Source organism: Janthinobacterium sp. GW456P (genome assembly GCF_002127655.1).
GTDB lineage: Bacteria > Pseudomonadota > Gammaproteobacteria > Burkholderiales > Burkholderiaceae_D > Janthinobacterium.
The window spans coordinates 127,353-146,436 of record NZ_NEHB01000007.1 but is presented as its reverse complement, the minus strand read 5'-3'; the positions used below and the strand labels follow the sequence as shown (position 1 = coordinate 146,436).

At 63.8% G+C, this 19,084-nt stretch carries 16 protein-coding genes; 8 read left to right on the top strand and 8 right to left on the bottom strand.

Going from position 1 to position 19,084, the window contains the following annotated elements:
- Positions 1-46 precede the first annotated feature (46 nt).
- From CBW66_RS09165 to CBW66_RS09145, 5 genes are all read right to left on the bottom strand, one after another.
- On the bottom strand, positions 47-922 hold the full coding sequence (locus CBW66_RS09165) for a Kdo hydroxylase family protein (protein ID WP_086138248.1): 876 nt from the start codon (positions 920-922) through the stop codon (positions 47-49).
- A gap of 78 nt (positions 923-1,000) precedes the next feature.
- Complete coding sequence (locus tag CBW66_RS09160) at positions 1,001-1,372, bottom strand: lysozyme inhibitor LprI family protein (protein ID WP_086138249.1); 372 nt, start codon at positions 1,370-1,372, stop codon at positions 1,001-1,003.
- A 126-nt stretch (positions 1,373-1,498) separates the two neighbouring features.
- Entirely contained in the window at positions 1,499-4,471 is a 2,973-nt protein-coding gene (locus tag CBW66_RS09155; protein WP_086138250.1) for a sensor histidine kinase, read from the bottom strand.
- Positions 4,472-4,600: 129 nt separating this feature from the next.
- Positions 4,601-5,179, bottom strand: a complete 579-nt coding sequence (locus CBW66_RS09150; protein WP_076567501.1) for a superoxide dismutase — start codon at positions 5,177-5,179, stop codon at positions 4,601-4,603.
- 211 nt (positions 5,180-5,390) lie between these two features.
- Positions 5,391-6,410 (bottom strand): LacI family DNA-binding transcriptional regulator, encoded by a 1,020-nt coding sequence (locus CBW66_RS09145; RefSeq protein ID WP_086138251.1) that lies wholly within the window; start codon positions 6,408-6,410, stop codon positions 5,391-5,393.
- 391 nt (positions 6,411-6,801) lie between these two features.
- Between CBW66_RS09145 and CBW66_RS09140 the strand changes: the two genes are divergently transcribed.
- The 6 genes from CBW66_RS09140 (at position 6,802) to CBW66_RS09115 (ending at position 14,940) form a co-directional block, all read left to right on the top strand.
- Entirely contained in the window at positions 6,802-8,082 is a 1,281-nt protein-coding gene (locus CBW66_RS09140; RefSeq protein ID WP_086138252.1) for an extracellular solute-binding protein, read from the top strand.
- An 8-nt stretch (positions 8,083-8,090) separates the two neighbouring features.
- The gene (locus CBW66_RS09135; RefSeq protein ID WP_086138253.1) at positions 8,091-9,083 is read left to right on the top strand and encodes a carbohydrate ABC transporter permease; all 993 of its coding nucleotides are present in this window, start codon (positions 8,091-8,093) and stop codon (positions 9,081-9,083) included.
- Positions 9,080-9,928 (top strand): carbohydrate ABC transporter permease, encoded by an 849-nt coding sequence (locus CBW66_RS09130; protein WP_086138254.1) that lies wholly within the window; start codon positions 9,080-9,082, stop codon positions 9,926-9,928. The genes CBW66_RS09135 and CBW66_RS09130 overlap by 4 nt, the downstream gene beginning before the upstream one ends.
- Before the next feature lie 32 nt (positions 9,929-9,960).
- Positions 9,961-11,328: a GH1 family beta-glucosidase gene (locus tag CBW66_RS09125; RefSeq protein ID WP_086138255.1), complete on the top strand. Its 1,368-nt coding sequence runs from the start codon at positions 9,961-9,963 to the stop codon at positions 11,326-11,328.
- Between the two features lies 1 nt (position 11,329).
- The gene (locus tag CBW66_RS09120) at positions 11,330-12,382 is read left to right on the top strand and encodes an ABC transporter ATP-binding protein (RefSeq protein WP_086138256.1); all 1,053 of its coding nucleotides are present in this window, start codon (positions 11,330-11,332) and stop codon (positions 12,380-12,382) included.
- Positions 12,383-12,489: 107 nt separating this feature from the next.
- A complete protein-coding gene (locus tag CBW66_RS09115) occupies positions 12,490-14,940 on the top strand; it encodes a TonB-dependent receptor (protein WP_086138257.1) in 2,451 nt (816 codons plus the stop codon).
- Positions 14,941-15,034: 94 nt separating this feature from the next.
- Here CBW66_RS09115 and CBW66_RS09110 read toward each other — a convergent pair whose 3' ends face one another.
- From CBW66_RS09110 to CBW66_RS29675, 3 genes are all read right to left on the bottom strand, one after another.
- On the bottom strand, positions 15,035-15,715 hold the full coding sequence (locus tag CBW66_RS09110; protein WP_172402963.1) for an exodeoxyribonuclease VII large subunit: 681 nt from the start codon (positions 15,713-15,715) through the stop codon (positions 15,035-15,037).
- The gene (gene xseA / locus CBW66_RS09105) at positions 15,679-16,608 is read right to left on the bottom strand and encodes an exodeoxyribonuclease VII large subunit (RefSeq protein WP_301178832.1); all 930 of its coding nucleotides are present in this window, start codon (positions 16,606-16,608) and stop codon (positions 15,679-15,681) included. The genes CBW66_RS09110 and xseA overlap by 37 nt, the downstream gene beginning before the upstream one ends.
- 316 nt (positions 16,609-16,924) lie before the next feature.
- On the bottom strand, positions 16,925-17,056 hold the full coding sequence (locus tag CBW66_RS29675) for a hypothetical protein (protein ID WP_268992652.1): 132 nt from the start codon (positions 17,054-17,056) through the stop codon (positions 16,925-16,927).
- An 881-nt stretch (positions 17,057-17,937) separates the two neighbouring features.
- On the opposite strand from CBW66_RS29675, the gene CBW66_RS09100 reads away from it, so the two are divergent.
- Positions 17,938-18,543: a MotA/TolQ/ExbB proton channel family protein gene (locus tag CBW66_RS09100; protein WP_070224614.1), complete on the top strand. Its 606-nt coding sequence runs from the start codon at positions 17,938-17,940 to the stop codon at positions 18,541-18,543.
- Positions 18,540-18,980: a biopolymer transporter ExbD gene (locus CBW66_RS09095; RefSeq protein ID WP_086138829.1), complete on the top strand. Its 441-nt coding sequence runs from the start codon at positions 18,540-18,542 to the stop codon at positions 18,978-18,980. Before CBW66_RS09100 ends, CBW66_RS09095 begins: the two co-directional genes overlap by 4 nt.
- The last annotated feature ends 104 nt before the right edge of the window (positions 18,981-19,084 follow it).

Below are 19,084 nucleotides of genomic sequence, written 5' to 3'. Positions count from 1 at the left end.
TTATCGGGGCGTGAGGTCTGGCCAGACCTGGCCAGATCAAATCAGGCTAGGCCAGCGGCCGTTGCAACTGGCGCTCGAGGATGGCCAGCGGCGACTTGTGCGGCGCTGCCATGGCGCGCACGGGCAGCAGCCAGGTTTGTTCCAGCGCATGCTGTCCCCGCAGGGCCGCGTGCGATACGGCGTCGCTGAAGACGATCCACGTCTGGCCCGGCGCGAATGCGTGGGTGTATTGCTCCACCTGCGCCTGGTAATCGAGATCGGCCTTCATGGCGTCGTGCAGCTCCAGCATGTAGTGATCGTAGGCCGTGCGCTGCGACTTGGTGATGCGCAGCCATTGCAGCAGCGCCGCCAGCACGGGTTGCGGACGCTTTGCAAGGGGTAAAAAATGCTGCGCCACCTGTTCGAACGGCGCGCCCAGTTTCCACACGCGGGGCGCGCCGCGCGGATCGATGTTGGTGAAGACGCGCAGGATGCGCCGGCCCTGCGTGGGCGAGGAGGGGAAACTGTCGACGTGCAGGCGCGTATCGTCCTTGCGCCAGGACGTCACCCGGCCGGCGATTTCTACGGGGCGAAAGCTGCCCTTGCCTTGCTGCAGATGGGGAACATAGCCGGGCAGCAAGCCGGCCAGCAAGCGCTGCGTGTGCTGCGCATACCGTTGCATCAGCGCGGCCAGCACGGCCGCGTCGCAGGCATCGCCGTGGCCGCGCACGCCGCGCGCCGGTTCCCAGCTGATGTTCTTGGCGCTGCTGGCACTCCCCACAACGCCGTTCAGCAGCGCATGCTCTTCCGGTTGCAGGGAAAATCCCAGGCGGGGCAGCAGCACGACTTGCCCGTCTTCGAGTGCCTGCAGCGCCGCCGCCTGCTGCGCGGCGCTGCCGCCGGCGTCCCAGCGGGACAGGGAAATGTCGATGAGTTTGTTCATGGCACAAACGGGGAAACATCGGAGCGGCCAGTATGGGCGCTTGCCGCCCGCTTCCGTTTGCGCTGGCGCAGACTTACATCACAGTTTGCTGTTCTGGCAGCCGGCGCTCACGCATTCGCGCACGCGGTCCTGCAGGAATTGCGCGCGTTCGATGGTGGTCTTGGTGGCGCAATCGAGATTCACATAGAAGCCCGACGATTCGCGTTTCGAGCAGGCGTCGTTGCGGTTGGCGATCCACGCCAGCTGGCCCGATTTCAGCTTTTGCTTGCCGCCGGCATCGAGCTTGGCGGCGAGTGTCTTGTAGTTGGCGTTGAGTTCCTTGTCCGCTTCCTGGTATACCTTGTTGAGGCAATACAGGCCGTCGAAGTCGTTGCGCGGCGTGTCGCAGGCCGAGTTGGCGAAGGCGGAACCGGAGGCAAGCACGAGCAGGGCAAGGATGCATTTTTTCATGGCGGGCTTTCAGAACGTGGTGGGAACGGGATCGTTGAGCAAGACAGCGCTCTTGCGCATCGTATAACATTTTCTCTCCAGGCCGCAGACGCTTGCAGGCGTGTTCGGTCAGCGCCGCCAGCGCCGTCAGTAGGCCAGGCAGCCCGGCACGCTCACGTCGACCTGCGTGCCGGCGCCGGGCCGGCTGTCGATGCGCAGGCTGGCCCCGATGCCGGCGGCGCGTTCGCGCATGCCGACCAGCCCCCAGTGGCCGGGCCGCTGGCCCGCCTGCGCCACGGCGTCATCGAGGCCGCAGCCGTCGTCGCGCACGCGCAGGGTGAATGCCTGCTCCGCATAGTCGAGTTCCAGCACGATGTTTGCCGCCTCGGCATAGCGCGAGGCGTTGAACAGCGCTTCGCGCGCGATGGCATAGACTTCGTCATGCACGCGCGGCTGCAGGCGCCGGCAGGTGCCGCTGACGTGTACGCTGAAGGCGTGCGCGCGGTGCTCGGCCAGGCCCTTGCCGAATTGCTGCAGCGCCAGCCGCAGTTCGTCCGGTTCGGCCGAGGCGCGCAAGTCCATGATCTGGTCGCGGCCTTCGATCAGCAACTGGTCGGCCAGGTTCAGGGTGCCGTCGAGGCGCGCCCGTTCGCGCGTGCCCTTGGGCAGCATGTCCGCATGCGCATGGAACGACAGGATCAGGCCCTGCACGCTTTGCAGCAGGGTGTCGTGCAGCGAGCGGGCGATGCGCGAGCGTTCGGCCAGGCGCTCCTGCAAGCGTTCCTGCAGCCGTTCCTGCATATTGCGCGTCAGGTGGCGGATGCGCAGCACATAGCCGCCGTACAGCAGCAGCGCGGCGCCCAGCACCAGCAGCACGACGAACCACGGCGTCTGCACGAAGGCGGGCGCGATGGCGATGTCGAGCTTGGCTCCCTGCGTGTTCCACACGCCGTCTTCGTTGGCCGCCATGACCTCGAAGCGGTAGCTGCCGGGCGCCAGGTTGGTGTAGTACGCTTCGCGGCGCCCCACGGCCTCTTGCCAGCCGGCGTCCACGCCCGCCAGCCGGTAGCGCAGGCGCACGCGTTCCGGCATCGACAGGCTCAGCGCCGTGAAGCCGATCTGCAGGCTCTTGCTGCCTTGCGGCAGGGACAAAGGCTGGCCGGGCCGCGTCGGGTAGGCCTTGCCATCGGCCAGCAGGCTGTGGATGTGGACGGGGGGCGGCAGGGCGTTGCGGCGGATATGCAGCGGGTCGAGCATGGCGATGGTGGCCGAGGTGGAAAACCACAGCTTGCCATCGGGCGCATGGATCAGCGACGGCACCGGGCGCAGCTGCGAAGCATGGCCCTGCAAGCCGTCGAGCGCGTCGAAGCGTTCCGCGGCGACGGCGCTGCCGTCCTGCATCCACGCGGCCAGGCTGGCCGCGCCGATATGGGCGATGCCGTCGGCGCCATGCAGCCACAGGTCGCCGTCCGGCAGGCGCACGATGCCCGACACGCCACGGAAGGTGTCGCCGCGCGCGCCGCGCAAGGTGTGGAAGCGTCCGGCGCGGTACAGGGCCACGCCGTTTTCGCCGCCGGCCCACATCGCCTCGCCATCGCGGTACAGCTGCAGCACGGTGCCCACTTGCAAGCCCTCGGCCGCGCCGAGCCGCCTGACGGCGCCCGCGCGCTGGCCATCGGCCACCAGGCTTACCGTATTGTCGGCATGCCCCAGCCAGACGGTGCCGGCGCCATCCATCGCCATGGCCGTGGTCAGCACCGTCGGCAGGCCGGACAGGCCGCCGTTGGCGCTCCATTTTCCTTCGCTCAGGCGAAACAGGCCGCCGCCGGAAAACGAGGCCCACAGGGCGCCCGAGCGGTCCTGCTGCAGCGCTTGCGGATCGAGTCCCAGCACGGGCGCCAGCACGCGCGTCATCGTGCCGTCGCGCGCGCGATGGTGCAGCTCCTGCTCGTTGCCCAGCCATAGCGTGCCGTCGGGCGCCCAGTGGCTGGCCGCCAGCGCGCCTTTCAATTCCACCTTCTTGACGCCATCGGCCGTGAAGCTGCGCACGTCGCTCACGTAGTCGCCGATCCACACGTCGCCGTCGGGTCCCGCCAGCATGCCGGGATGGTCGAAGGGCACGGCGACGGACAAGGTTTTCAGGCGGTTCGGCCGCAGCCGGTCCAGGCCAGTCGAGGTGCCGAACCATAGATTGCCCTCGCGGTCCTGGAACGAGGTTTGCGGCAGCGGGCCGCTGATGCCGTTCTGCAGGGTCAGTCGCTGGGCCGGCAGGCTGGGGCCGGAAGGGTCGAATTTGCGTTCGATGCCATCGGGCTGCATCAGCCACATGGTGCCGGCGCGGTCGAAGCGGATGCTGTTGCCCCTGGCGTCGGGCAGGATGGGCGCATCGCCGCGCGGCGCGCTGGTGCGCACGCGATAGTAATTGCTTTGCGCGTCGACGGCCCAGATGGCGCCATCGGGCGCTTCATCCATGCTGGTGAGGATGGTGCGCGGCCAGGCATGGGAAAAGCGCGTCTCGCCCGGCCTGCGGAAATAGGCGCCAAGCATGGTGCCCATCCACTGCGTGCCATCGCGCCCGAACAGGATCTGGTAGACGCGTTTGTCGGGCAGGCCCACGTTGGCGGCCTGCGCGACGAAGCGGTCCGCGCCCGGCGCCAGGCGCGCCGCGCCATCGCGCGTGCCGACCCAGATGGCGCCGTCTGGCGCTACCTCGATATGGAACACGGCGCCCGGCGGCAAGCCGTCCGCCTCGCGGTACGTGCGCACGCCATCGGGGCGAAAGACGCTGACGCCGCCGAGGCGGTAGCCGACCCACACGGCGCCGTCCGGCGGCGTGGCCAGGCCCAGCACATTGCTCGACGGCAGGCGGTGGCCGTAGACGCTGTCGACGCGCTCGAAGCGCACGCCATCGTAGCGGTACAAGCCGGTGGCCGTGGCGATCCACAGCCAGCCATCCTTGCCCTGGGCGAATTTGAGCACGTCGACGGGCGCGCCTTGCAAGGCGCCCCAGGCATTGTGGGTGTAGTCGGACAGCAGGGGAGACGGGGCGGCTGCGCACGCGTGCAGGTGGCACGCCAGCAGGGGCAACATCAACAGGCGGCGCAGCAGGCGAGCGGACATCGTGGCAGAGGGAGATAGCGGTGGCGGGGCAGTGATTGTAGCGCAGCGCCGTGCCTTTCAGCAGGCAAAAAAAAGCCTGCGCGGGGTGGCGCAGGCTTCTTTTCGCCCTACGTTGACAAGGTTCCGCGCTTAGGCGAAGTTCTTGGCAACGAAGTCCCAGTTGACCAGGCCCCAGAACGTTTCCACGTACTTGGCGCGCAGGTTGCGGTAGTCGATGTAGTAAGCGTGTTCCCAGACGTCGCAGGTCAGCAGCGGCTTGTCGCCGGTGGTCAGCGGGCAGCCGGCGTTCGAGGTGTTGACGATGTCGACGGAACCGTCGGCTTTTTGCACCAGCCAGGTCCAGCCCGAACCGAAGTTGCCCACGCACGACTTGGTGAATTCTTCCTTGAACTTGTCGAACGACGACCATTTGGCGTTGATCGCATCAGCCACGGCACCCGTAGGCGCGCCGCCGCCGGCCGGCTTCATGCCGTTCCAGTAGAAGGTGTGGTTCCATACTTGCGCCGCATTGTTGAAGATGCCGCCCGACGATTTCTTGATGATGTCTTCCAGCGACAGGTTCTCGAACTCGGTACCCTTGATCAGGTTGTTCAAGTTGGTGACATACGCCTGGTGATGCTTGGCATAGTGGTATTCCAGGGTTTCTTTCGAAATATGCGGCGCCAGAGCGTCCATTTCATATGGCAGTGGTGGCAGAGTATGTTCCATGTGATGTCCCTTTGTGGTGAGTATTCGGAGTCTACCGGCCTGCGGCCGGACGGTTGAGCCAAGCTTGCTTGAAGCAGGCATTCTTGCTGAACGAGCCACTATTGTAAAGCGGATGCGCCATTGCTGCAGATTCCGGCACGCGTCGCGGATGCTGGTGGCGTAGTGATTCTCGTTTAGCCTGAATCGGGCGCCATGCTCTCCGCTGCGGACGCTATCTGATGCGCCGCGTGGTTTCGCGCACGATCAGCGCCAAAGGCGGGATGGCCGCCTGCACGGCTTCGCCATTGATCAGTCCCAGCAGCGCTTCCGTGGCGATGCGGCCGATGTCGTACAAGGGCTGGTGGATGGTCGTCAGCGGCGGCGTCGTGTAGGAGGAGCCGGGCAAGTCATCGAAGCCGACGAGCGAGATATCGTCGGGCACGCGGATGCCCTTGCGGTACAAACACAGGCGCACGCCATAGGCGGACAGGTCGTTGGCGGCGAAGACGGCGCTGAACTGCTGCTGCGTATCGAACAAATGGTTCATGGCCAGCATCCCGCTTGCCTCGTGGAAATCGCCTTCCGCCATCAGCTTCGGGTCGATGGGAATGTCCGCTTCGCGCAGCGCGCGCTGGTAGCCCGTCAGACGTTCGGCCGCATCCGTGTTGTTGGCGGGGCCGGCCACAAACGCGATGCGCCGGTGGCCCAGTTCGATCAAGTGGCGCACGGCCAGGTAGGCGCCGTATTCGTTGTCGAGCTTGAAGCCGATGGCGCTCTTGGTCGCCAGCGCACGGCCCGTCGAGACGATGGGCCGCTGCTGCGAAAAGTCGAGCACGCTCTCGTCCGAGATGCGCCCCGACAGCAGGATGATACCGTCAACTTTTCTCGCCAGCAGCAGGCGGATACGGTCCGCTTCTTCCTGCGCATTCCAGTGCCCGCTGACGATGACGGACGCGTAGCCCGTGTCCTTCAGCCCATCGTCGACGCCGCGCAGGCTTTCATCGAAGAAGGGGCTGGAAATATCCTGCACCACGATGCCGATGGTCATCGAGCGGCCTTTTTTCAAGCCCTGCGCCATCTGGTTCGGCGCGAATTTCATGTGCGCGATGGCCGCCAGCACGGCGTCGCGCTTGTCGTCGGACACTCTGGCCGTGCCATTGAGGATGCGCGAGACGGTGCTGGGCGACACGCCGGCCTGGCGGGCCACGTCGAGCAGGGTGGAAGGGGGGGCAGCGTGGGCGCTATCGTTCAAGGCGGTTCCTGGGTGTCAAGATGGCTGGTCGTCAGTGCTCTGAAAACCTTTTCATCGAAAGATTACCATAAATGGCCACGGCCCCGTAGGTCGGGTTAGCCCTGCGGGCGTAACCCGACATATTGTTGGCCGTGCACGTCGGATTACGCGCTGGCGCGCTAATCCGACCTATGCTTGAAAACGTTTTCACAAAAAACAACAGCGCGTCCAACGGTCCATATTTCCGCCTTTCTCATAGGCGAACGCACCCCACGGCATACCGCTTGCGATACCACCCTCAATAAAAATGACAACTTTTTCGGTTGACTTGATTTTCTTTGCGGTGTTAAATGGACACATGTTGTGAAAACGTTTTCAAGATAGAAGACGCTCAATAAACGGAGATGAAATAATGAAGTCAAGCATCCTTCGCGCCGCCCCGCTGGCCGCGTTGACCCTGGCCGCAGGCGTGGCCGCCGCCGCCCCGCCCGCGGCACCACTGCCACCGCTGGCCCCCGCCACCATCACCGTCGCCTCGTTTCCCGACCTGGACCGCGCCGTCAAGACGGCCTTGCCCCTGTGGGAAAAGCTGTATCCGCAAGTAAAGGTCAAGCTGGTCAGCCTGCAGATCGACGACCACCACAACTCGATGACGACGGCGCTGGCGGCCGGCGCGCGCCTGCCCGACGTGATGGCCATCGATTTCCGCTACGTGGGCAGCTTCGCCGAATCGAAGGGCATGGAAGACCTGTTGCAGGCACCATACGGCGCAGGGCAGTACCGCGCCCAGTTCGTGCCGTTCACCTTCGTGCAGGCGACCAGTTCGCGCGGCACCCTGGGCGCCATGCCGGCCGACCTGGGGCCGGGCACCTTGTTCTACCGCAAGGACTTGATGGACAAGGCGGGCATCAAGGAAAGCGATCTGACGGCTTCGTGGGAATCGTATATCGCCGCCGGCAAGAAGCTCAAGGCCGCCACCGGCACCTATCTGCTGGCCGGCGCCAGCGACCTGGCCGACATCGTTATCCGCGCAAACTTAAAAGATGGCGAAGGCATCTATTTTGGCGACAAGGGCCAGGTGCTGGTCGACTCGCCCCGTTTCGTCAAGGCCTTCGAGCTGGCCAAGGCGGCGCGCGTGGCCGGCATTGATGCGCGCACCGTGGCCTGGACGGGCGAGTGGGCTGAAGGATTCAAACGCGACAAGGTGGCCAGCCAGATGATGGGTTCCTGGCTCAGCGGCCACCTGGCCAAGTGGCTGGCGCCGGCGTCGTCCGGCCAGTGGCGCGCGGCCAACTTGCCGGCCGGCGCGCTGGCATCGTACGGCGGCTCGTTCTACGGCATCCCGAAAAAGGCCGCGAATAAAACCCAGGCGTGGGAATTCATCAAGTTCATGACCGTCAACAAGGATATCCAGCTGCATTCGCTCAAAGAGATCGGCGCCTTCCCCGCATTGAAGGCGGCGTATGCGGACCCCATGATGGACGAGCCGCAAGCGTACTTCGGCGGCCAGAAGACGCGCTTGCTGGCGCGCGACACGGCGGCGAAGATTCCCGTCATCCGCGTCGACAAGTTCGACGCCGTGGCGCGCGATATCGTCAACATGGAACTGGAAAGCGTGCTGGCGCAAAACAAGGATATCAAAACGGCGCTGGCCGACGCCAAGGCCCTGATCACTCACCGCGCGCGGCGCTAGGAAGCAGCATGAATACGACCATGCCATGCGCCGAAACCGGGTCCATCCCGGCGCGGCCGGCCAAAAAACGCTACAACATGAAACAGTGGGCGCCGTATCTGTTCATCAGCCCCTTCTTCATTTTGTTCGCCGTCTTCAGCCTGTTCCCGCTGCTGTTTTCCATCTACTTGTCGTTCAACCAGTGGGAAGCGGCCAGCGGCGTGGAAGCGATGCAGTGGGTGGGCCTGGACAACTACAAATACGCCTTGAGCGACCCGTGGTTTTTGCGCTCGCTGGGCAATACCGTGTGGCTGGCGCTGGCCTCGGGCGTGCCGCAGCACCTGGTGGCCATTCCGCTGGCAGCGTTCATCCACAACAGCTTCAAGCGCTCGCGCAACCTGGTGATCGGCATTTACTTTTTACCGTTCATCACCTCCAGCGTGGCCATCGCCATGGTCTTCAACACCCTGTTCTCGCGCGACTATGGGCAGATCAATGTGCTGCTCGGCTGGTGCGCCAGCCTGCCGTTAATCGGTGGCCTGTTCCCCGCCGAATCGATCGACTGGCTGGGCAGCTCGCTGTTCATCAAGCCGGCCGTCGCCTTCGTGATTTTCTGGCGCTACCTGGGCTGGAACCTGGTGCTGTATTTGTCCGCGCTGCAGGTGATCCCCAAGGATCTGTACGAGGCGGCCACCATCGACGGGGCCTCGAAACGCCAGCAATTCTGGTACATCACCCTGCCGCAGCTGCGCCCCATGATCTACCTGGCCGTCACCTTGACCATCATGGGCAATCTGCAGCTGTTCGAGGAACCGTTCGTGCTGGTGGCCGAATCGAGCGGCGTGAGCCAGTCCGTGATGACGACGGCCATCTTTGTCTACAAGACGGCGTTTTCCTCGGGCGACTTCGGCACGGCGTCGGCCATTTCCTGGCTGCTGTTCCTCATCATCGCCAGCACCACCTGGGTCAATAACCGCATCTTCAGCCGCAATGAACGGCATGAACGCAAGGAGGCCAAATGAGCGCATTGACAAACCGCCGCGCCAGCGCGGCCAGCACCCGCTGGACGGCCTACGCCATGGTGGCCATCGGCGCTGCGATCATGGTCGCGCCGTTCTACTTCATGTTCGTCTTCGCCACCCATACGAGCGCCGAGATCTACAGCCTGCCGCCGCCGCGCTGGTTCGGCACGGCCCTGCTGCACAACCTGGAACTGCTGCAGGAGCGCCTGCCGTTCTGGCGCAATATCGGCATCAGCCTGTACGTGGCCCTGATGACGACCATCCTGACCTTGTTCTTCTGTTCGCTGGGCGGTTATGCCTTCGCCATGTACGAGTTCCGCTTCAAGCGGCCCCTGTTCACGCTGGTGATGGCCTCGATGATCATTCCGTCCTTCATGAACATGATCCCGACCTTCATGCTGATGGATTTCTTCGGCTGGCTGGACCAGCCGCGCGCCCTGTACGTGCCGGGAGCGGCCGGCGCGCTGGGGATTTTCCTCATGCGCCAGTACATCGGCACGGCCATCCCGAAGGATCTGATCGAGGCGGCGCGCATCGACGGCTGCGGCGAATTCGCCATCTACTGGCGCGTCGTGCTGCCGCTGATCGGCCCCGCGATGGGCACCCTGGGCCTGATCACCTTCATCAATTCCTGGAACAATTTCATCACGCCGCTGGTCGTCATGCGCTCGGTCGAGAACTACACGATCCCGCTGGCCCTGCGCAGCATGCAGGCGCCGAACAACACGGAGTGGGGCGCCCTGATGACGGGCGCCGCGATCGCCGTGCTGCCGCTCTTGCTGATGTTTTTTGTCGCCTCCAAGCGCCTGATCGAGGGCCTGACCCAAGGCGCCGTCAAAGGCTGATCCACACATTTATCTCAACCCCTCACACTGACATGACCACCATGCATAACGACGATACCGACACCAGCTTTCCCGCCACCTTCACTTGGGGCGTGGCCACCAGCGCCTACCAGATCGAGGGCGCCGCCGCCATCGGCGGCCGCGGCCCGTCCATCTGGGATACCTTCAGCCACACGGACGGCAAGATCATCGATGGCAGCAATGGCGACGTGGCTTGCGACCACTACCACCGCTACCTTGATGACGTGGAGCTGATCGCCAGCCTGGGCGTGAACGCCTACCGCTTTTCCATGTCCTGGTCGAGGGTGCAGCCCACGGGTTCCGGCGCCTGGAACGAGGCGGGCTTTGACTTTTATGCGCGCCTGCTCGACGCCCTGGCCGCCAAGGGACTCGATGCGCACCTGACCCTGTACCACTGGGACTTGCCGCAAGCCTTGCAGGACGAGGGCGGCTGGCTCAACCGCGCCACCTGCTATCACTTCGCCGCCTACGCGGCCGAGGTGGCACGCCGCTTCGGCCACAAGGTCGCCAGTATCGCCACGCACAACGAACCGTGGTGCACGGCCGTGCTGGGCCACGGCACGGGCCAGTTCGCCCCAGGCATGGCCGACCCCGCCGCCGCCGTGCAGGTATCGCACCACCTGCTGCTGTCGCACGGGCTGGCCATGCAGGCGATGCGCACGGTGAACGCGCCAGCGAAGCTGGGCATCGTGCTCAATCAATGGACGGCCACGCCGGCCACCGACAGCGCGCAAGACCGCGAACTGGCCGAACTCGAATATGCGCGCTCGGTGCAGTGGTATATGGACGCCATCTTCAAGGGCCGCTACCCGGCGCTGGCTCTGAAACACGCCGACGCTCAAGCTTTGTCCATCTTTGAAAACGATTTCACAGATATCAAGCAGCCCATCGATTTCCTCGGCGTGAACTACTACACGCGCGCTTTCATGAGCGCCGAGACGCCGCCTCGCAAGCCCGAATGCAAGCTCGGCGTCAACGACATGGGCTGGGAAACCTATCCGCAAGGCTTGACGGAGCTGCTCGTGGGCTTGCACCGCGAATACCGGCTGCCGCCCATCTACATCACGGAAAATGGCATGGCCGTGGCCGACAAGCCCGTCGGCGGCAAGATTCACGATGCGCCGCGCATCGAGTACGTGCGGCTGCACCTGGACGCCCTGCGCGCCGTGATCGCGCAGGGCATCGACGTGCGCGGTTATTTCTACTGGAGCCTGATGGACAACTTCGAGTGGAATTCCGGCTACGCCAAGCGCTTCGGCATGCTGTACGTCGACTACGCCACGCAGCAGCGCAGCTTCAAGGACAGCGCCCTGTGGTACCGCGATTTCATCGCCGCGCTGCGCGCGTCCCACGCTGCAGCCCTGGCGGAGGCGCACTGACATGGCCGCCATTTCGCTGCGCGGCATCCGCAAGACCTACGGCGACGGCCCGGAAATCGTCAAGGGCCTGGACCTCGACATCCATGACGGCGAATTCATGGTCTTCGTCGGACCGTCCGGCTGCGGCAAGTCGACCCTGCTGCGCATGATCGCGGGACTGGAGGACATCAGCGCGGGCCAGCTGCGCATCGGCGACTTGCTGGCCAACGACGTGGCGCCGGCCGAGCGGGGCATCGCCATGGTCTTCCAGAGCTACGCCCTGTATCCGCACATGACGGCGCGCGACAACATGGGCTTTGCCTTGAAACTGGCGGGCCAGCCGGAAGCCGAGGTACGCGCCGCCGTCGGCAAGGTGGCCGAGATTTTGCAGATCACGCACCTGCTCGACCGTAAACCCAAGGCCTTGTCGGGCGGCGAACGCCAGCGCGTGGCCATTGGCCGCTCCATCGTGCGCCAGCCCAAGGTGTTTTTGTTCGACGAGCCGCTGTCCAACCTCGATGCGTCCTTGCGCGTGCAGACGCGCATTGAGCTGGCCAAGCTGCACCAGGAGCTGGGCACGACGATGATCTACGTCACCCACGATCAGGTCGAGGCCATGACCCTGGGCGACAGGGTCGCCGTCTTCCACGGCGGCCACCTGGAGCAGGTGGGGGCGCCTTTGGACCTGTACCGCCATCCGGCCAGCCAGTTCGTGGCCGGCTTCATCGGCGCGCTGCGCATGAACTTTCTGCCGTGTGCCGCCGTTCCCGCGCTGGCCAGCCAGCTCGGTGGCGCGGCCGGCATGCTGGTCGGCATACGCCCCGAACACCTGCGCCTGGTGCCGCGCGATGAAGGCTATGGCGCCATCGTCACCTTGATCGAACAACTGGGCGACGCGCAGATCATCCACGCGACGCTCGATGGACGCATCGACGGCGGCCCGCATGCGGTGGCCATCAAGCTGCATGGCGAGGCGCGCCACGCGCTGGCGCAGGGCAGCGCCATCGGCTTCGCACCGGAAGAAGGCCACGCCTTTCTGTTCGACACGGCCGGGCGCGCCGTGGCCACCCATTGACCCCGCACGGAGGCGACATGACTTCAGATTGACACCCAAAAAATGTGCAGCAATAGCCAAAGAGCTATGTGATCATCAATCAACCAGCGGTACAGGAGACAACAACAATGCAACAGCTCAAACGCACTACCATCGCCCTCAGCCTGGCGCATGCGACCTTCGCCCAGTTCATCTTGCTGGGCAGCGGCGCCGCCATGGCCCAGGAGGCTGCAGCCACGGACGCGGCAAAACCGGCAGCCGAACAGATGGACCGCATCGTCGTCACGGCCACGCGCCGCAATACCTTCGTGCAGGAGACGCCGCTGGCCGTCACCGCCTTCAACCAGGACACCCTGCAAAACAATCAGGTCAAGGATCTGGCGTCGCTGGCCACCATGGTGCCCAGCCTCGTCGTCGAGCAGCATGGCGACTCGGGCGGCGTGCACGTCTACATGCGCGGCGTCGGCTCGGCCAACCACACGGAACTGGGCGACCCGGCCGTCGCCTTCTATGTCGATGGCGTGTATTCGCCGCGTCCCCAGGGCGCCACGGCGCTGATGTACGACTTGAGCCACGTCGAGGTGGCGCGCGGACCGCAGGGCACCCTGAACGGCCGCAATTCGACGGCCGGCGCCGTCAACCTCGTCTCGGCCGCGCCGAGCACGGCCAAGTTCATGGGTTCGGCCGGCATCACCGTGGGCGACTACCGCCACCTGCAGACGCAGGGCATGCTCAACATTCCGTTGTCCGACGACGTGGCGCTGCGCATCGCCGCCATCAAGGATAGCCATGACGGCACGGTCGATTTCCGCCGCGGCTCGAATGTCATGCCGGGCACGGCCAAGTATGGCGCCGGCGACCAGATGGGCGTGCGCGCCTCGCTGCTGTGGAAATTCACACCGCAGCTGCGCGGCACTTTTATTGCCGACTACTTCCTCGACCAGGGCGCGGGCAACGTCTACCTGGCGGCCGAACCCAAGCCCGGCGAGAAGCTGCGCTCGGCCCTGATCGACACGCCGGGCACCCTGGACCAGTCGATCTTGACCTACAAGGGCAAGCTCAATTACAAGCCGACGGACGCGCTCGATTTCACTTACCTGGGCAGCTGGAGCCGCTACAAGCGCCAGAACAGCAATGACGCCGATGCGGGCCTGTTCCCCGGCTTCAAGTCGGAAAACCGCACCGACTGGGCACAGTTCGACAGCTATTCGCACGAGCTGCAGGCGCGCTCGGACGACGACGCGCCATTCCAGTGGGTGGCCGGCCTGTTCCTCTTCAATGAAAAGAACAAGGTGCGCTTCGATATCGACCGCAGCCAGATTTCGCAGGCCGCCGTGCAGCAGGATATCGCCAACGGCGCCGTGATCTTCGTGCAGCCCACCGTCGGCCAGTATGCCTCGTCCATGTCCTTCATCCAGGGCGACCGCCAGCTCAAATCGAAAGCCGTGTTCGGCCAGGTCAGCCAGCAGTTGACGGACCAGGTCAAGCTGACGGCCGGCGCCCGCTACACGAAAGACCATAAATTCGACGTCGGCGGCAAGAACTGGGCTTGCCCGAACTGGCCGGCCAACACGCCGCTGGGCACCACCGTGCTCACGCCCGACCAGATGGCGCAGCTCGTCACGCCGGGCACGGGCCTGGCCAACACGCACAATATCGGCCCCGGCGGCGCCATCACGGCGGCCACCTGCGGCAATACGCCGGGCGACAACACGGCCGACCTGAAATACGGCCAGGCCACCTGGCTGGGCCGCATCGAGTACAAGCTGCGTCCCGATATTTTGCTGTTCGGTTCCGTGACGACGGGCTTCCATTCGCCCGCCATCGGCGACGGCGGCGCCACCACCAAGCCGGAAAAACTGACCAGTTATGAAATCGGCTTCAAGTCGGACTTGCTGAACCGCGAACTGACCCTGAACCTCGACGCGTTTTTGATGAAGTACAAGGACAAGCTCGAATCGCAGGTGGTCAACAGCGTGCTGGCCAACTTCAATGCGGCCGGCGCCACCGTCAAGGGACTGGAAGCGGAATGGGTGTGGCGGCCAACCAAGGTCGACCGCCTGACGGGCAACGCCACCTGGCTCAAGGCCGTGTATGACGACTTCATGTCGTGCGACGTCGACGCGGCGCGCGCGAATGGGCAAGTGTGCGGCTCGACGGCGCCATTGGTGAACGTGGGCGGCAGCACCATGAAGCACGCGCCGAAGTTTTCCACGACCGTCCAGTACGAGCATGATTTCGCGGTCGGCGGCGGCCAGCTCACGCCGCGCGCCTCGGTGCATTATGAAACCATGTCGTATGTGGGCGCGGGTGCGTTCAACGGCGATGTGCCTGGCCATGCGGGCGTCAAGCGCCAGGAAGCCTACACGACCCTGGACCTGAGCCTGCGCTTCCAGCCGGCGAACAAGGCGTACACGGTGGAAGCGTTCGTGCAGAACGCCACCGACAAGGCGGTCAAGCTGGACGTCAATGAAATCTGCACGGACGTGGGCATGCCGTGCCAGCCGACGCAGCAGATCTACGGCGCCTTCTACAACGCGCCGCGCACGTTCGGCGCGCGCGTGTCGATGAAGTTTTGATGGGGTAGTGTGAAAGAGCAGTTGCAGTAGCAGTCCACTCAGTAGGGGAAGGTGTTGGGCCGGGGAGCTTCCCCGGCCTTTTTTATTCCAGCGCTTATTCCAGAGTTGCTTGCACGCTGGCGATGCCGATCTGCGCGCTGCCTTCGGCCAGGCGCACGTTGAGGTTCTGGCGCGCCCGCAGCTGCGCCGGCGAGCGCACGATGGCACCTTTTTCATCGCGCAGGATGGCATAGCCGCGCTCCAGGGTGCGCTGTGGGTTCAGCAGTTCCAGCTGCGCCGCCAGGCCGTCGAGGCGGTGGCGCCGCTGGCCCAGCTGCTGCGCCATGGCCGCGCCGTTGCGGCGTTGCGCCTCCATCAGGCGCGTGCGTGCTACCGACACGTCGGGCCGCAGGCTGGCCCAGCGCGAGCGCAGGCGTTCCAGCGCGTACTGCGCCTGGTTGACGGGCGCGCGCGCCGCATGCGTCATGGCCGTGGACAGGGCCAGCAGCTGCAGGCGCTGCTGCCGCAGCTGCGCCTTCGGGTTGAGCAGGCGGCGGCTGTGGCGGTCCAGCGTTTGCGCCGCGTCGTCGAGGCGGCGGCGCATGGCGCGGCGCAAGTCCGTCGCGTCGGCGCGCAGCGAGGCCATCCAGTCGGCGCGCGGCGTGGCCGCCAGTTCGGCCGCCGCCGTCGGCGTGGCCGCGCGCAGGTCGGCCGCGAAGTCGGCGATGGTGAAATCCGTCTCGTGGCCCACGCCGCTGATCACGGGCATGGAACAGTCGGCGATCGCATGCGCCACGGCTTCATCGTTGTACGACCATNGCGGCGCAAGTCCGTCGCGTCGGCGCGCAGCGAGGCCATCCAGTCGGCGCGCGGCGTGGCCGCCAGTTCGGCCGCCGCCGTCGGCGTGGCCGCGCGCAGGTCGGCCGCGAAGTCGGCGATGGTGAAATCCGTCTCGTGGCCCACGCCGCTGATCACGGGCATGGAACAGTCGGCGATCGCATGCGCCACGGCTTCATCGTTGAACGACCATAAATCCTCGATGCTGCCGCCGCCACGGCATACCAGCAGCACGTCGCACTCGGCCCTGCTAGATGCCGTGCGGATCGCTTGTGCGATCTTTTCCGGCGCCTGCTGGCCCTGCACGGGCGTCGGATACAGAATGATGTTGACATGCGGCGCGCGGCGCTTGAGCGCGATCAGGACGTCGCGCAGGGCGGCCGCCTGCGGGCTGGTGACGATGCCGATGCTGCGCGCGAACATGGGGATGGCGCGTTTGCGTTCCTGGTCGAACAGGCCTTGCGCGGCCAGCTTTTCCTTCAGACGCTGGAACGCTTCGTACAGGGCGCCCACGCCGGCACGGCGGATGGCTTCCACGTTGATCTGGTAATCGCCGCGCGCGCCGTACAGGGTGACGAGGGCGCGTACTTCCACCTTGTCGCCTTCGCGCGGCGTGAAACCCGCGTACTGGGCGCGGCCGCGGAACATCACGGCGCGCACTTGGGCGCCGTCATCCTTCAGGGTGAAATACCAGTGGCCGGAGGCGGCGCGCGTGAAGTTGGAAATCTCGCCGGCGATCCAGGTCAGGGGGAACGAGCGCTCGAGCAGGCGCGCGACGGCCTGGTTCAGGGCGCTGACGGTCAGCACGGGCGGGGCGGCAAAGCCGCTGTCAGTCGGGGTGTCTGTCATCATAAAGCGGGGAGCGGGAAAGGAACTGTCCACATATTATCGGCGAGGTCATGCTTATGTCATATATCGTGCAAAACAACAAGTTCTATTTCTAAGTAATTGATTTTATGATGAATTCCCGTGTGCCTGATTTGCATGCACAGGGAAAAAATCCTTTAATATCAAGCACATCAGTGCAGCCCCTGCCACTTACGCACAAAGTTATCCACAGAAAGTGTGCGGAACTTTTTGCCTTGGACAAACATGGCCGGGCAGGCCCTGATTGAGCGATAAAAGTGCCTTGCTACATTTTTGCGCATGGAAATAAAGTGCATAGGAATCAAGCGCTTAGTATGCCATGCATGGTCTTGCGCACAATCTTATCCACAAAAAATGTGCAGAACTCGCGCACAGCAGCGGATTTATCCACTGGAATGCCCATGGCATGGCTTGCCTGAATTTTACGCAGCATAAAAATAGCCATATAGATCAAGGGTCTAGCGTTCGACCGTGCGCCTTGCTCACAATCTTATCCACAGAATATGTGCAAAACCGCATAAACCGTTTCGTCTTTTCCGGGCGTTTTCCACGGCGCGATCAGGCGCTTGCGCTGCCTTATTTTTCAGCATCAAAAAAAACTCCTTTAAAATCAATGCTCTTGCATGGAGTCAATCGGCTTGCTCACAATCTTATCCACACTTTATGTGTGAAACTGCGTTCGCCGTGGAAAACTGCCTTTTTGCAGTGAAATGTGATGCTGAAAACCGTGCTTTCCAGCCCTTGCTACATTTTTATGCAGGGCAATAAAAACGATATAAATCAATGTACTTAGCGCTTATCTGTGCGCTTGCGCACAATCTTGTCCACAGATTGTGTGCAGAACTTTGACGCTCCATCTGCCGCCGATTGCGCACCGGTTGCCACTTTTTTACTCATTGAATTAATTTCCTTTAAAATCAATGGCTTAATTCAATTTCACGGCTTTGCGCACAATCTTGTCCACAGTAAATGTGCAGAACTCCGCAAGTATTAACTTATTGACATTGACTACTGTCGATAAGCTGCTATGCCTGTATTTTGCGCAGCATGATAATCTTCATATAAATCAATGGCTTGTATGATGGACTTCATGCTTGCTCACAATCTTATCCACATAAAATGTGCAAAACTGTGCGCTGGAGCACCGGCCCGCCGCGTGGTGTGGATAAGGGCACATGCAGGCGCCACTTGCCGCCGGGGCGGCAACGCGCTACATTGCGCCATTCCTGCGCGCACGTACCATCGGTCTTCGGCGCTCGGTACAATACAGGCTGTCCGGGCGGTCCATCGCCTTCCCTTTATCAGGAGTTTCTTTTGCTCGCTATATTTCAAGCCGCTGGCTGGCCCATCTGGCTGTTGTTAATCGCTTCCATCGTCGCCCTGGCGCTGATCATCGAGCGCCTGCTGTATTTGCGACGCGCCAAGATACTGCCCCGCAAGCTGTTCGATGAAGTGGTGCAGGTATATCGCAGCGGCAAGATCACGCCGGATACGGTGGCCAAGCTGGAAGACAATTCGCCGCTGGGCGTGGTGCTGGCCGCCGCCTTGCGCAATGTCGACGCGCCGCGCGAGGTGATGAAGGAATCGATCGAAGAGGCCGGCAGCGGCGTGGCCCACACGCTGGAGCGGTTCCTGACGACCCTGGGCACCATCGCCACCCTGGCGCCGCTGATGGGGCTGTTCGGCACGGTGGTGGGCATGATCGAAATCTTCGGCTCGCAAAACGCCAGCGGCTCGAATCCCGCCCAGCTGGCCCACGGTATTTCGGTGGCGCTGTATAACACGGGCTTCGGCCTGGCCATCGCCATGCCGACCCTGGTCTTCTATCGCCACTTCCGCGCCCTCGTCGACAGCTTCGTCATTGACATGGAGCAGCAAGCGGTCAAGTTCGTCGACATCGTCCACAGTGGCCGCAAATGAACTTCCGCAAAGGCAAGGGGCGTGAAGACCCCGAAATCAACCTGATCCCCTTCATCGACGTGCTGCTGGTGATCCTGATCTTCCTGATGGTCAGCACCACCTACAGCAAGTTTACGGAGTTGCAGATCACCTTGCCGACGGCCGACGCCGAGCAGGCCAAGGAGAAGCCGCAGCAGATCGACGTCACCGTCGATGCCAAGGGCAATTACACGGTCAACCGCGAACCCATATCGTTCCGCGACGTGGCCGGCCTGGCCGACGCCCTGCAGAACGCGGCCAAGGCGGCCAACGGCGGCAAGCCGCCCGCGCAGACGCCTGTGGTGGTGGTCAATGCCGACCAGTTCGCCATGCATCAGATGGTCATCCACGTCATGGAAGCGGCGCGCCTGGCCGGCTATGAAAAGCTGACGTTTGCGGCGCAGGCGGGCGGCAAGTAATCAGCAGACCCGTAGGTCGGCTTGGCCGGAACGGCGTAAGCCGACACAAGCCGCAGCCGAGCATGTCGGATTACGCTGCGCCTGGCGGCGCGGCTCATCCGACC

Bases quoted from the DNA above. Each gene is read 5' to 3' on its own strand.
- CBW66_RS09155 (WP_086138250.1), bottom strand. From the start codon at position 4,471: ATGTCCGCTCGCCTGCTGCGCCGCCTGTTGATGTTGCCCCTGCTGGCG.
- CBW66_RS09120 (WP_086138256.1), top strand. From the start codon at position 11,330: ATGGCCGCCATTTCGCTGCGCGGCATCCGCAAGACCTACGGCGACGGC.
- CBW66_RS09095 (WP_086138829.1), top strand. From the start codon at position 18,540: ATGAACTTCCGCAAAGGCAAGGGGCGTGAAGACCCCGAAATCAACCTG.
- CBW66_RS09125 (WP_086138255.1), top strand. From the start codon at position 9,961: ATGACCACCATGCATAACGACGATACCGACACCAGCTTTCCCGCCACC.
- CBW66_RS09160 (WP_086138249.1), bottom strand. From the start codon at position 1,372: ATGAAAAAATGCATCCTTGCCCTGCTCGTGCTTGCCTCCGGTTCCGCC.
- CBW66_RS09130 (WP_086138254.1), top strand. From the start codon at position 9,080: ATGAGCGCATTGACAAACCGCCGCGCCAGCGCGGCCAGCACCCGCTGG.
- CBW66_RS09165 (WP_086138248.1), bottom strand. From the start codon at position 922: ATGAACAAACTCATCGACATTTCCCTGTCCCGCTGGGACGCCGGCGGC.
- CBW66_RS09115 (WP_086138257.1), top strand. From the start codon at position 12,490: ATGCAACAGCTCAAACGCACTACCATCGCCCTCAGCCTGGCGCATGCG.
- CBW66_RS29675 (WP_268992652.1), bottom strand. From the start codon at position 17,056: ATGCTGCGTAAAATTCAGGCAAGCCATGCCATGGGCATTCCAGTGGAT.
- CBW66_RS09140 (WP_086138252.1), top strand. From the start codon at position 6,802: ATGAAGTCAAGCATCCTTCGCGCCGCCCCGCTGGCCGCGTTGACCCTG.
- CBW66_RS09150 (WP_076567501.1), bottom strand. From the start codon at position 5,179: ATGGAACATACTCTGCCACCACTGCCATATGAAATGGACGCTCTGGCG.
- CBW66_RS09135 (WP_086138253.1), top strand. From the start codon at position 8,091: ATGAATACGACCATGCCATGCGCCGAAACCGGGTCCATCCCGGCGCGG.